Here is a 13,353-nt window from a genome sequence, read left to right on the forward strand (position 1 = left end):
TTTCCTCCTTTATTTTACTGCCGTCATTAAGGCTTGTCCGACAGAGCTGTTTGTTCCTTCTTCGATCATGACCTCTGAAAAATCGCCTGTGTTTGTCACAATGATTGGGGTGATCGTTTCAATGCCACGCTGAACAATCGCTTCTTGATCAAACTCCATTAATAGATCACCTTTTTTAAATTTGTCTCCCTCTTTAACTAAAAGAGTAAAAGGTGTGCCGTCTAATTTAACGGTATCTAGTCCAACGTGTATGAGTAGTTCAACCCCTGTTGTGGAGCGGATACCAATTGCATGCTTGGTTGGTGCAACCATGACGACACTTCCATCAAACGGTCCGTGTAGCTTTCCTTCTGATGGCTGGATGGCTACGCCTTTACCCATTGCTCCCGATGCAAAAACATCATCAGGGACCGCGCTCAGCTGAAGAATTGTCCCATTTATCGGAGCAGCAACCGTTTCTTCGTTTGCACTAGTTGGGTTCTCTGGTTTTGGTGTCGCTTCGTTTTTCTTTTCATCTGTTGCTTGTTTTGCTGTATCCTCACCAAATCCAAAGATTTGAACCAATACAATCGGCAGAACAATTGCTATAGCAGAACCGATAACAATACCCCAAATAGATGTGGGATTATCAGCGTTTATTCCGTTCACAATCGTAAGTGGACCCGGAAGTCCAGCATAGGCGTAGTAGTACGGATTAAAGAAACTCGCCACGATCGCACCAACAGCTCCAGAGATACACCCGTAAATGAATGGCTTTTTGAAGCGTAGTGTGACCCCGTAAATGGCGGGCTCTGTGATTCCAAAAAGTCCAGTTGTACCAGCAGATATACCAACCTTTTTCGTTTCCTTGCTTCTAGCTTTTAAAATAACACCAAGTACCGCACCGATTTGAGCAATAACAGCGATCGTTTGATAAGCCTGAAATGAATCCTGTCCATACTGTTCGTAGTTTGCAAGAATCATTGGTGTGATCCCCCAATGAACGCCGAAGATAACGATGACTTGCCATAATGAACCAATGATCGTAGCAGCTAGAATTGGTGCATTTTCAGCTAAGAAGTTGTAGCCGTTTGCAATTCCGTTTGCGCCCAGAGTAGTGATTGGTCCAATCGCTACAAGCGTAAGTGGAACCATAACAACTAAACAAAGAAGAGGTACAAATAATGGTCGAACGACCTCGTGAATTCTCTTATTTAAAAATCTCTCAAAATAGGATAAGAACCATACTAGAAACAGTGGTGGAAGAACGGATGATGTATACACAGTCTCTGATAATCCTAGATTTAAAAAGGTAATGACCTCTCCATCTGCAATGCGTGCAGCCATGTCAGCCCAGTCTGGACTTACTAATGCAGCACACGCTGCAACAGCGATAAACATGTTTGTTTTAAAATGTTTAGATGCTGTAATCGCAATGAAAATAGGTAAGAACGTAAATGGTGCCCACGATATGAAGCTAAATACCTGATACGTTCCTGTTTCTAAAAAGGCAGGGAAGAGTAAAGTAAGTAAAATTAAAAGTCCTTGAAGGATCCCCGCTGCGGCCAAGATATAAATAAAAGGCGCAAAAACAGCTGACATTGTAGCGATGATTCGGTTCATGACGGACCCTTTTTGAGCAGGCTCGTCTCCTTCGCTTGATGTGTCAACATTAACTAAGCCAGCAAAGTGATCGTAAACCTCTCCAACATGTTGCCCGATCACAACCTGAAACTGGCCATTATTCTCAACAACGGTAATGACTCCTGGTAAGGATGAGACTGCATCCTTAGCTGCAGGCTTGGAACGTCTTAATACAATTCGAAGACGGGTGGCGCAACGTGTAACGCCAACAACATTTTCGTCTCCTCCTACAGCTTCTAATATATCTTTCGCCAATTGAGGATAATTTCTAACCGATTTGCTCATCTCATACACTCCTTTATTCTGTTGTACGCTTACATTATAATTGTTACGTACTAATTTATCAATAACATAATAATAAATTTATTCGTGCACTATTTTTCAAGAGGAGCTACCGTTCTTGGTGTGGTATCATTTAAGCATGAGACTAATTCTTAAAAAGAGGAATGCATATGTTAAAGTACGAAGAAATTGCGCAGAAGATTGAACAAACCATTGTTGATAAGAAATTTGAACAAGGAAAAAAGCTACCTGTACTCGAGCATTTGATGACCGAATTTCAAGCAAGTAAAAGTACGGTCATGAAGGCAGTTAGTTTACTTGAGAAAAAAGGACTCATTTATCAGGTAAGGGGAAGTGGAATCTTTGTAAGAAAGCAAAAGCGAGAAGGCTATATTCGCTTTACAAATCAAGGGTTTAGTGGCGAGTTGCGACGTTTTAACATAACGGCTAAGGTGCTCGAGTTAGATATTCGTAAACCCACGGAGGAAGTAGCGGAGAACTTGAATATTGATCTGACTGATGATGTGTATTACGTGAAGCGTGTTCGCTACATTAGTGGACAAACTCTTTGTCTAGAGGAATCGTACTATAATAAATCAATTGTTACGTATTTGAATCATGAAATTGTAGAGGGCTCCATTTTTGATTATATTTCAGAGGGGCTGGGTCAGAAGATTGGGTTCTCAGACATGTACATGCATATTAACAAGCTAAAGAGGGAAGAGGCAGAGCTATTGGAGCTCAATGAGGGCGATCCAAAATTATTTGTAGAGACGATTTTCTACTTAAACAATGCCCAACCATTTGACTACTCTAAGGTTACGTATAACTTCGAACAATCACAGTTCTTCTTCCAATCGACAGGGTACTCCTTATAATAAAAACCCCTTCCTTACTTTGCTTTGGAAGGGGTTTTTGTTAATGGACATACACCACAATATTCTCTTTTGCCAACTAAGTAATACATGCAACACGTGCGTCTCGTGAGGAATGATGTATCTAAGTGCAAGTAGGATGAAAGAGGATTCAACTCCAAACCAAAAAGCTCACCGTTTGCTTGTTTTAAATAGGAAAAGTCCCCTTTAACCAGGTTAAGTTGCTCGTTACTGAGCCCTTCTTGAAGGAGTCCTCGATAGTAGGAGTTGATGCGCACGGCAACATTCTCCCACAGAATAGACGAAGAAACCTTTGCTGTTTTTTGTAGCATTGAAATGACTGGTGTTAAATGATAGGTGAAAAATATCTGGAGGCTACGAGCTAACCACTCTTCGCGTGGGCCAGAGGTCCACTCATTCCAAGATACTTGTTCAACGTCAACCATCAGTTTTCGATTTTCTCCAAAATAGCAGCTTGCGAGTGGGAGTGTAACATGTCCATTCCTGGAACCTATCTGATAAAGTATTGCGGCAATTGTGATTCGTGCATACTGCTTTATAAAGAGAGAAGCAGTGATCCGTATATTTGGTGCTTGGATCTTCTTCATATAGCTTTGAAGAAATGCATAGCATCGTTCTTCATTAACTAGGTGGTGAGAAGGGATACTTTCATTATTGTTATCTAAAGGGTGTATCCCTAAGTCTATTAAATCTTCTCTCATTAACTCATTCATAGAACCAAATCACCTTCCAATTGATCGCTACTCTCCATTATTTGCGAAGGAATGAACGATGAACATGGAAAATTCCGTGTTCTCACTGAACATTTAAGAGGAAGCAACGAGCATTTGGTTCACTTTCTCTAAAAATAGCTTATTTGAGAGTGAATTATAGCTCGTGTATAAATGATTACTATTAATAATCGAATAGATTTGCTGACTTTGAACAGCTCGTAGAGAATTCCAATGAGGATTCTGCTCTAACTCATGTAGTTGCTTATGAAGAGCCTGTCTAGTTGGAAGCTGGTTATGACTACGATAGATGGTTAAAAGAATATAGTCTGGATTTATTCTGATGATCTCTTCTAGGGAGGTCTTTTTTACATGTTGAATATTCTCAACCCCGGGAGGGAAGGCAATTTCTAGATCATGATAGAGGACTGTTCCTAGGTTTCGTTTTCCATAGATACAAAGTGAATCTCCTCCGAGTCCAATCACTAATAGATTCTTACGGTCCATCGTTTGCTTCAATGACTTCTTTATCGATTCTACTCGTGTATCATATTCCTCCAGAAAAAGCTTAGCTTCAGCCTCCTTATTGACTAAACGGGCAATGGTGTGTAAGTGATTCTGCCAGCTATCTTGAAAGGACAAGCTGACAGTAGGAGCAATGTTGTAATACAACTTTTCCCGACTATTTAATTCTTGATTCTGAGTGGAACATCGAACGATTAAATCAGGGCTTGTAGCAAGTAGTTTGTCTATACTTGGTTGATGATTACCTATTGATATCGCATGAACCAACGTCTCAGATAACGGAAAGGCAGCATGACTCATCGCTGCATATGGCTCTATACCAAGAGCTAATGCATGACCTGTAACAAGGTGATTAAGCGAAACGAAACGAGTTGAATTCCTTAGTTTATTGATATAAATAGAGGGGGAGACCCCTTCTTTTGCTTTAAATTTTCTACTAAAGTAAAACTCGTCGTTAAACCCTACACTCTTTGCAATCGTTCGAATCGAATCCTCAGATTGAAGCAGCTTCTGTTTTGCGTGAAGAAGACGTACTTCATTGAGGTATTCTATTGGGGTTTTATGATAAAAGGATTTAAATGTACGTGAGTAGTAGTCCGTATTAAGTCCAGTTAACTGAGCTAGTTGTTCACGCGATAAATCCGTATGGTAATGATCATTTATATAGTCTCTACTTTTCTGAATAAGTTGCTTGACCGTTAGGGACGATTTAGTTGTTAAATCACCTAAAAGTGTATGCATCCAATTTTGAAACAAGAGATTTGCCTTCATTTGGTCCTGTTGTTGGATATCTAGTATTTCACGGGCAATATTTTTAAACGAATGGGTAGGATGAGAGTTAAGTATGGTTGGGAGATTTAGAGAGATCGCTTTGTGTAATCCTTGACCTTGGTCTATAAGGGAACAGAATAATAGAAAATAACCTTTTAAGCCTTTATCGAAACGAATAACTTTCCCGTGGTTAAGATTCGCTTGAATAAAATAGGTTGAATTTGAATTCGCTGCTTGTACAAATCCATCTACACGAAATACCCCTTTAGTCTCTACAACGAACAAACCGTGCTGGTATGCTTCAAGCTGAATACTCGTTTCTGTTTGTATGTCATGTAGGTGTTCGAATTTGTAGAGATATGAGAATAGCTTTTTCTCATCTGATAAGTGAGATGACATTGATAGACCTCTCCTTTTCATTTCATATCTGAAATATCCATATAGAAACCAGTTCATCCATGGACGATCATTCTTTGATTCTATATAGTATTATAAGTGCAGATGATTATCAATATCAATTAGAATTGAGGGTGTGTATGATGAAAGGAAAAGCGATCATTCCGTTGTTTGCGAGTATCAGCTTGTTTCTCACTGCGTGTGGGGATTCTACAACGGATCAAAATATAAACGAAGATACTGGCGAAGCAGCGAACGAACAGGAAAAAACAATAGTAACGGTTGAACATTTAGAAGGGGAAATGACATTCGAAGAAGTGCCAGAGGATATTGTCGTTCTTGATGTTCAATTCTTGGATCATTTGTTGGCTTTAGATAAACAGCCAGTGGGAACCGTATATGCAAGTACAGATCAGGCACTTCCCGATTACCTTGAGGACTTACCTGGGGATCCGGAGCTACTTGGTACGTATGAAGAACCGAATGTAGAGCTCATTCTTTCATTAACACCAGATTTAATTATTGCAACAGATGCTCATGAAGGAATTCAAGACCAATTAGAAAGTATTGCTCCTACGCTCGTATTCGATCGAATGGAAGATTGGAAAACGATTCAACTAAAAATGGGAGACATTTTAGGGAAAAGAGATCAAGCAGAGAGTACCATTGCGGATTATAGTGAAAAAGTGGATGCGTTAAGAGAAGAACTATCTGAAACGATGTCTGAAGAAACGGTTGCTCTCATTCGTCCAAGAGATGACATGATTCGTTTACATACAACCGATCATCGGACTTCAGAAATTCTCTATAATGATTTAGGATTAAAAGCGCCAGAGCTTGCTGAAGACCAGTCAGATACGAGTTCAATGATTTCAATTGAGATCTTACCTGAATTAGAAGCAGATCATTTCTTCTTACTGCAGGATGCAACAAATGAAGAACTAACGAAGGAATTTATGGAGACCTCCATCTGGCAGGGATTAAAGCCTGTACAAGAAGATCAAGTGTATGAAAAAGATACCGCATTATGGGTAGGGTACTACTCACCACTTGCGTTAAATATTGTGGTTGATCAAGTGGCAGAAGAATTGATTGAAGCAGAGTGAGACAGCCATCCTAGCGATGTCTGTTTTTTTGTAAGTTTTAGAGTTTATTTTTTGTAACAATGGCAGTTACGTTTTTTCTCTATTCAACGAGACATCGAATCTATTTACTTCTTATTTTTATTTTTCAAATTTTCATCTAACATTGAGCGCAGCTCGCTAATCTCATTAGAAGATAGCGACTCTTCTTCGATGAACTGGGCAAGCATTGATTTAACGGTTCCTCCGTATATACGCTTAATAAATGTTTTAGTCTCAGCGCGGCGACACTCCTCCTGCGTATAAAGAGGAAAAAAGGTGTAAACTCTTTGAGTCTTATTTACACCTACTACTTGTTTTTGAACCAAACGATCAAGAAGCGTTCGGATGGTTTTAGGTTTCCAGTTCGTGTTCTCTTGTAGTGAACTGATAATCTCACTAGCTGTTAGATCTGCTTTGGCCCAAAGGGTGTTCATAATCTCCCATTCGGATTCTGATATATTAGGAATGTTTTTGTCCATGTTAATCACCTTCAATTTTCTTCATAAATTCTTAAATCATTCAAAATCTTTAAAGTGATTTCTGAAGCTGTGCTTCCAGAAGCATGATCTTCACTCTGTAGATTGGTAGCAAAGAAATACGTATTATTCTCAGTCTCTACATACCCAATAAACCAACCATTTGTATCATGACCATTCACGGAGCCTGTACCTGTTTTTCCAGATAGTTGAGCGCTATGGCTCCTCTCGAGAAGTAGAGAGTCCTTAATCAGGTTGATATGCGATTCTTTAAATCCAAACTGATTCTCATAAAAAGCTCGTAACAATTGAACCTGTTCAATAGGAGAAATCTTTAACGAAGATTCTAACCAATATTCTCCTAAACCACCTGAAACATCTGTGTTCCCATAATGTATATTTTTAAGGTTAGATTGGATAGATTCAAGCCCCATTCTATAATCTAACTCCGTAAAATACCAATTTACCGAACGTTGGATTGCGGATGACACGTCCTGATCCTTACTCCAGGCGGTGTATGGTTGCTCTGACCCATCCCATGGAAGAGTAGAATGATCAGTAGAGATGACATTTAAGTCGAGTGCAAAGAGAGCACTGAAAATTTTATAAGTAGAGTTAGGAGAAACACGCAGCTTACTCTTCTCCTCATTATATATATGATAGTGTTTAGCATTTTTATCATAAAGAACTAAGCTTCCTTCGTATCCCTGAAACTGACCTTGAAAGTCCTCAATAGTCGCACTACCGTAATCAAAATCATATCGGCTATTCTCTGATGAAAATGCGGATACTATAGGAATTTGAACAAACAAAATGATACCAGTTAGTAAGTAAATATACACCTGTTTACTTTTAGTTCTATTTAAGTTCGATTTAAAGGCTGAGATTTGTTGAATGCGTTTCTTTAACTGATTTTTGGAGCCATATATTTGTGAAACCATATGAAGTTTTTTATTTTGCTTTGTAGAATCTACGAAATTAATAATCGTATTTCCATAATCAATAAGTAAGTGGTCATCCAATAGGTTTAAAACCGATGCATCACAAGCGATTTCTCTGTCCAGTCTCATTTCCTTAAATGCGATCCATACCAAAGGATTAAACCAATAAACGATTTGAAAGAAAACAATCACATAATTTGTAATCAAATCTTTATTCTTATAGTGATTTAATTCATGAAGAAAAATGTATTCGTATTGCTTTGGACTAATCCAATGCTCATGCTTAGAAGGTAACGCAATGTATGTTCTAAAAAGTCCAAAGATCATGGGTGAGTAGATTCTATTTGAGCTAATGACAATTATAGATTTGTTTATCATTAGCCTTTTCTTACAATCTTCAAAAATGGACAAAATGCCTTGATTAGTAAAAGCCGAAGACCTCTTCTTAATTCTTCTAAGCGTACCTAACCCCCGTATTATATGAACTGAGAACAGTATGACACCTATTGACCATATAACGAAGATCAATGTACCGATAAAGGATAAATCTAGACGACTTACGGATACGGAAAAGTCCTGAATGACATCAAGACCTCTTCTAGCATCAATACCAGACAATTCACCATTCGATTGGAATAAATTCCTATCAATTACGCTTCCATCATTTAAGAAAGAACCTGCATAATATACATGTGTAGGGATAAATGGAAATAGTAGCATGACTAATAGAAACATCCATAAATAATAGTTTCCTTTTGCATTTAATTGTCTCCCAAATCTATTTCGTAGGAAAAGGATTACGGTAATAGAGAATGAAGAGACACATAAACCGATTATAAAATGAGATAGAAACATGGCTTAGTATACACCGACCCTCTTTTGCCTAATTATTAGCATGATGGCCAAAAATGAATATTGACTTCCTTTGACTACATATGTAATATCATATCATAAAGAATAATGATTACAAATGTAATCTTATTTTTACGTTCTGTTGTTCTGTAAGCAGTAGAATGGCACAAAATGATTTGGAGGTAATCATGGTGAAAAAAAGATACTTTTATTACATGCTCGTTTCGTTAAGTTTGTTGTGTGTCATAGCCGGATGCCATAAGCAAAGTTCACAAGAGGAATTAGAACTTAAAATTGAAGAGGGTGAAAGGAATAACCAATCTGCTAATGTAGATACTTTAACCGAGAATTTTAGAGAACTAGAGGAAGAATACGATGCAAGACTTGGTATCTATGTAATAGATACAGCAAACAATCAAACCATCCAATATCGAGAAGACGATCGCTTTGCCTATACTTCTACATTTAAAGCCTTAGCCGCAGCTATCCTGCTACAGCAAAATTCGTTATCAGCATTAGATGAGGTAAGAACATATACTCAAGAAGACATTGTTACATATTCTCCGATCACAGAACAATATGTAAATGATGGCATGAGCTTAAAGGATATTGCTATAGCAGCAGTTCAATATAGTGATAATACAGCAGGAAACCTTTTATTTGAAGAATTAGGTGGACCAAAAGGGTTTGAAGAAGCTTTACGAGATAGTGGGGACACGACGACCATCCCCAGCCGTATTGAAACAGAATTAAACGAGGCGGTTCCAGGAGATTCTAGAGATACAAGCACTCCAAAAGCGCTTGCTACGACGCTTGAGGTATTTGGATTGAGTGAATACCTTTCTGCTGATAAGCGAGAACTATTTATAGAGTGGTTAAAAGGAAATACAACAGGTGACTCTCTTATCCGTGCAGGTGTGCCAGAAAATTGGGAGGTTGGAGATAAAACAGGAGCTGGAGGATATGGGACCAGAAATGACATTGCGATTGTCTGGCCACCGGATCGTGAACCAATCGTAATGGCTATCTTGTCTAGTCGATCTGAGGAGGATGCTGATTACGATGATCAACTAATCGCAAAGGCTTCTAAATTAATTTCTCAGACATTCTATAACGAATAATGTGTTTGTTTATATTTATAGATTTTATATAACTAAGTTTATAGGCTAGCTCTTTAATTTCATGGGGCTAGCATACTTTTGAAACTGTCCCTCGTCCTCTTATCTCAACGGAAAATACGAGTAACTCCCTTCATAGGAAGGTTGCTTAGCCACCCAATAGAACTAAACAAATATTCCCTATCCTAAAAAAATTACATCATCCATGGAGAGCTTACATCAGATTGAATGAATGTGTTGAGCATATTGTGTAATCATAAACTCAAGATTTTAGATCAAAATGATAGATGTCGTAAGAGTTCGAGCCAAATTGAGTCATTGTTATGAAAACGTTAACATGCTATAGTTAAGATATGTCATTTTTGTCGAGATATCGTTGAATATCAATGCATAAGAAGTTCCTTTGTTGAGAAACTACATGGTTGTAGGTCGCAATTACGCTGTACAAAGGATGTGGAGTCTAGCGATGGAGACAATTGTGTTAATTGGAGGGACTGGAACGGTCGGGCAGGCGCTCGCCAAGGGGCTTTCCCCACTTTATAAGGTGATAATTTTGGATTTAAACGATCCCAAAATAAACCAAACGAATGTTTATTTTCAGCATGCAAATGCGCTAAGTAAAAATGAATTAATCCAACATATACCGAGTAACTGTACAGCCTTAATTAATCTTTTAAATACAAATACACAAAACAGTCTTGATGAAACGCGCTTTCATGAAATGACGGATCTTTTCTTTCGGTCGAGCTATAATGTGCTACAGGCTGCTGTAGAAAAGCAGGTGCCCAAAGTAATCTTTGCAAGTTCTAACCATGTAACAGATAGGTATGAGGAAGAGGGAAAATCCCAACTTAAAAGAGAAATAACAACGGATGATGTCCCAAAATCAAAGGGGTTGTATGGGGTACTTAAATATGCCTCAGAACAGTTAGGGATGCTATTTTCAGAACAACAAAACCTTTCTGTAGTAAATATACGAATTGGGTCGTTTCCGAAAGATGCATCAAAGCAAGCACTTATTGAGAATAAACGTCTACAGCATACCTTATTAACAGAGCAGGACCTGATTCAATACTTCCGGTTAGCTCTTGAATCAACGAGGAAAACAGGGACCTATTACGCTGTGTCAGATAATGAAGGGAAACCTTGGTCTACTGACGGTGCGGAAAAAGAGCTTCATTTTCGCTCTTTACGAAATGCACAGGATGTATTAAAGGAATAAGCCTTCGGAACAAGGGGGTAATGAAGTGAGATACAGTTACAAGGCAAGATTGATTTTGTATGGAGCACTTATTAGTATTATCCCCGTTCTAATTGTGGGGGTTTTTTCTTACAACCAGTCCATTAACCAAGTAGAAGAAAAGGTAAGTAATGAAAATGTTGAATTTATACAGCAAATGCGATCAAATATTGAACAGACTCTTTCAATTGTCAGCCATTCTGTAGATGTGTTAGTGGATTCACAAACAATTAATGAAGCCTTGAGGCGTCCATTGATTGCTGAAGATTTTAAATTATTGGATAACATGAAGGGTGACTTTATCCGCCTGCAATCCCTTGGGACTAAAGTGGAAGAGGTTATCATGGTTAATACGGAGCAAAATTGGATTGTAAAGAATGATGGGTTAAAAAGGCTTGATCAACACAGTGACCTTGGAAACTATGAATCTCTTATGAATATTGAGAATGATATGGGCTGGGTTTTACTTAAGAATGATGAATTTAGTGATGATCTTATCAACCGAGAATGCGCTTATACGATTGGCTTAGTCAAAAAGCTCCCTGAAAAAACCATTAATAAAACGAGTATGGTATTAGCAAATATACCAATGTGTACGTTATTAGACATGATTGCGGATAATAATGGATTAGGCGAGAAATTTGTTCTCGACCGGAACGGAAACATACTTATAGATCAAAATATTGATAACATTGGCCAATCTCTTTTAGACATTGGTTACAATCAAGGTCTGCCTAGTGAGCTTAAAGAGGTAGGACAGTATCAAACCGAAGTAAATGGGGACGAGCATGTGGTGACGTATGCAACTTCACCAGATAATAATTGGACGTATGTGTATAGTGCATCACTTAAGGAATTAACAAAAGAATCTAATGCGATTGGTTGGTTTACATTTATTATTGTTGCCAGTATTATTCTTTTCTGCTTGCTTGCTGTGTGGGTGATCAGTCGAAACTTATATCGACCGATTAATAATTTGCTTCATCTAGCGAGACAGTCTCAATCGGTTCCTGTTACAGCAAATAACAATGACGTAGCGGAGATTGAACGTCATCTTAATGAGCTTTTTGATTCGAAAGCTGGATTGGAGAAAGATATACACAAACATTTAAAGCAATCTGTTCTATTTTTCCTTAGAAGCTATTACGAAGGGAAGACATTTGACCCGATTGAAGTAAATGAAAAGCGCAAAATTTATAAGCTTGATGAGAAAATCGATTCTTGGGATACCATGACAATGATTATTCTTAGGTATGACTATGACCACCAATTAAAAGATGAGGAATTAAGTGTCCCACAAGACGAGTGGCATACATTTGCAATCAAAAACATTGTTGAAGAAGTCATTCAAGAGCCGAACCGCTTACCAACCGTCTGGAATGATCGATCTTTATTAATTCTGATTGGACAAGAAGGGTCTCCAGAAGAGATCAGTCAGTTTTCGTATAAGGTGACTGAGCTTATTCATGACTACATTGATAAGTATCTTAAATTACCAATTAGTATTGGGGTAAGTGAACCATTTACAGACTTTACGCATGCTCCTTCTGCTCTGCAGGAAGGAAAAGAAGCTTTAGCTCATCGTTTAAAGTATGAGCAAAATGTTGTCATATTCTATGAAAGTATTAAATCTAGATCAAGGAAAAAGCTGGCTGACTATCAATACCCTAAGAAGGTTGAAGGCGAGCTCATGCTAGCCTTACGAGAAGGGGATTCGAGTAATGCCCATACATTATTTGATGATTGGATCAATAGTATTTTTGATAAAGCTGAATTTTTAGGGGAGTACCAGGTTTCATTTAATCAGCTGTTAACAAAGTTGCTAAGACTTAGACAAGAAAGTGGCCTTTATCAAACAAAGCTTGAAGATCGGACTGAGGCAGACCTTTATAAGGAATTGCTTAAGTTGCATCGAAAAGAAGATGTGAGGGCATGGTTTAAAAAGAACTTATTAAAACCGTTGCTTGATCGGTTTAACACTATCCATGATTCACAATATCAACAGTTGGCCGATCGAATGATTGTTTACGTACAAGAACACTATGATAAAGAATTAACACTCGAATCATGTGCTGCACATTTGCACTACAATGCGAATTATTTAAGTACTGTTTTTAAACAAAGTACTGGAAAAACATTTAGTGAGTACGTCACGTACTATCGTTTTGAAATGGCTAAACACTTTTTGTCAGAAACAACAAAACCAGTCAAAGAAATTGCGGAAAAGCTTCAATACAATAACTCTCAAAACTTTATTCGTTCATTTAAAAAACTTGAGGGGGTAACTCCAGGGCAATACCGTACAGACAATAGACGTGACCATACGATTCATTCTAAAAATGGATAAAAATGAAAAGTTAAAAGATTAGGTTCGTGTAACCCATATGTAACAAGGGTTA

General features: G+C 38.0%; 10 protein-coding genes. 5 read left to right on the plus strand and 5 right to left on the minus strand.

Features of this window, described 5'->3' with window-relative positions; genetic code table 11:
- Positions 1–9 precede the first annotated feature (9 nt).
- The gene (locus tag JNO66_RS07780) at positions 10–1,908 is read right to left on the minus strand and encodes a beta-glucoside-specific PTS transporter subunit IIABC (protein WP_203087703.1); all 1,899 of its coding nucleotides are present in this window, start codon (positions 1,906–1,908) and stop codon (positions 10–12) included.
- Positions 1,909–2,075: 167 nt separating this feature from the next.
- Here JNO66_RS07780 and JNO66_RS07785 point away from each other — a divergent pair, with 167 nt between their 5' ends.
- The gene (locus JNO66_RS07785) at positions 2,076–2,783 is read left to right on the plus strand and encodes a GntR family transcriptional regulator (protein WP_203087704.1); all 708 of its coding nucleotides are present in this window, start codon (positions 2,076–2,078) and stop codon (positions 2,781–2,783) included.
- A 14-nt stretch (positions 2,784–2,797) separates the two neighbouring features.
- Here the strand turns inward: JNO66_RS07785 and JNO66_RS07790 are convergent, their stop codons facing one another.
- Both JNO66_RS07790 and JNO66_RS07795 read right to left on the minus strand, forming a co-directional pair.
- Entirely contained in the window at positions 2,798–3,514 is a 717-nt protein-coding gene (locus tag JNO66_RS07790) for an IucA/IucC family C-terminal-domain containing protein (RefSeq protein WP_203087705.1), read from the minus strand.
- 93 nt (positions 3,515–3,607) lie between these two features.
- Positions 3,608–5,206, minus strand: a complete 1,599-nt coding sequence (locus JNO66_RS07795; RefSeq protein ID WP_203087706.1) for an ABC transporter substrate-binding protein — start codon at positions 5,204–5,206, stop codon at positions 3,608–3,610.
- Between the two features lie 137 nt (positions 5,207–5,343).
- On the opposite strand from JNO66_RS07795, the gene JNO66_RS07800 reads away from it, so the two are divergent.
- The gene (locus JNO66_RS07800; RefSeq protein ID WP_203087707.1) at positions 5,344–6,309 is read left to right on the plus strand and encodes an ABC transporter substrate-binding protein; all 966 of its coding nucleotides are present in this window, start codon (positions 5,344–5,346) and stop codon (positions 6,307–6,309) included.
- A gap of 104 nt (positions 6,310–6,413) precedes the next feature.
- Here JNO66_RS07800 and blaI read toward each other — a convergent pair whose 3' ends face one another.
- Both blaI and JNO66_RS07810 read right to left on the minus strand, forming a co-directional pair.
- On the minus strand, positions 6,414–6,806 hold the full coding sequence (blaI, locus tag JNO66_RS07805) for a penicillinase repressor BlaI (protein ID WP_203087708.1): 393 nt from the start codon (positions 6,804–6,806) through the stop codon (positions 6,414–6,416).
- 11 nt (positions 6,807–6,817) lie between these two features.
- On the minus strand, positions 6,818–8,599 hold the full coding sequence (locus tag JNO66_RS07810; RefSeq protein WP_203087709.1) for a BlaR1 family beta-lactam sensor/signal transducer: 1,782 nt from the start codon (positions 8,597–8,599) through the stop codon (positions 6,818–6,820).
- A 185-nt stretch (positions 8,600–8,784) separates the two neighbouring features.
- Here JNO66_RS07810 and bla point away from each other — a divergent pair, with 185 nt between their 5' ends.
- The 3 genes from bla to JNO66_RS20905 all read left to right on the plus strand — a co-directional run bounded on the left by bla (position 8,785) and on the right by JNO66_RS20905 (position 13,301).
- On the plus strand, positions 8,785–9,717 hold the full coding sequence (bla, locus tag JNO66_RS07815; RefSeq protein WP_203087710.1) for a class A beta-lactamase: 933 nt from the start codon (positions 8,785–8,787) through the stop codon (positions 9,715–9,717).
- A gap of 463 nt (positions 9,718–10,180) precedes the next feature.
- Positions 10,181–10,936, plus strand: coding sequence for an NAD-dependent epimerase/dehydratase family protein (locus JNO66_RS07820; RefSeq protein WP_203087711.1), 756 nt, complete (start codon positions 10,181–10,183; stop codon positions 10,934–10,936).
- A gap of 25 nt (positions 10,937–10,961) precedes the next feature.
- Positions 10,962–13,301, plus strand: a complete 2,340-nt coding sequence (locus JNO66_RS20905; protein WP_203087712.1) for an AraC family transcriptional regulator — start codon at positions 10,962–10,964, stop codon at positions 13,299–13,301.
- Positions 13,302–13,353: the final 52 nt, after the last annotated feature.

Source organism: Alkalicoccobacillus gibsonii, from assembly GCF_016798245.1.
GTDB lineage: Bacteria > Bacillota > Bacilli > Bacillales > Bacillaceae_D > Alkalicoccobacillus > Alkalicoccobacillus gibsonii.

Bases quoted from the DNA above. Each gene is read 5' to 3' on its own strand.
- JNO66_RS07780 (WP_203087703.1), bottom strand. From the start codon at position 1,908: ATGAGCAAATCGGTTAGAAATTATCCTCAATTGGCGAAAGATATATTA.
- JNO66_RS07785 (WP_203087704.1), top strand. From the start codon at position 2,076: ATGTTAAAGTACGAAGAAATTGCGCAGAAGATTGAACAAACCATTGTT.
- JNO66_RS07790 (WP_203087705.1), bottom strand. From the start codon at position 3,514: ATGAATGAGTTAATGAGAGAAGATTTAATAGACTTAGGGATACACCCT.
- JNO66_RS07795 (WP_203087706.1), bottom strand. From the start codon at position 5,206: ATGTCATCTCACTTATCAGATGAGAAAAAGCTATTCTCATATCTCTAC.
- JNO66_RS07800 (WP_203087707.1), top strand. From the start codon at position 5,344: ATGATGAAAGGAAAAGCGATCATTCCGTTGTTTGCGAGTATCAGCTTG.
- blaI (WP_203087708.1), bottom strand. From the start codon at position 6,806: ATGGACAAAAACATTCCTAATATATCAGAATCCGAATGGGAGATTATG.
- JNO66_RS07810 (WP_203087709.1), bottom strand. From the start codon at position 8,599: ATGTTTCTATCTCATTTTATAATCGGTTTATGTGTCTCTTCATTCTCT.
- bla (WP_203087710.1), top strand. From the start codon at position 8,785: ATGGTGAAAAAAAGATACTTTTATTACATGCTCGTTTCGTTAAGTTTG.
- JNO66_RS07820 (WP_203087711.1), top strand. From the start codon at position 10,181: ATGGAGACAATTGTGTTAATTGGAGGGACTGGAACGGTCGGGCAGGCG.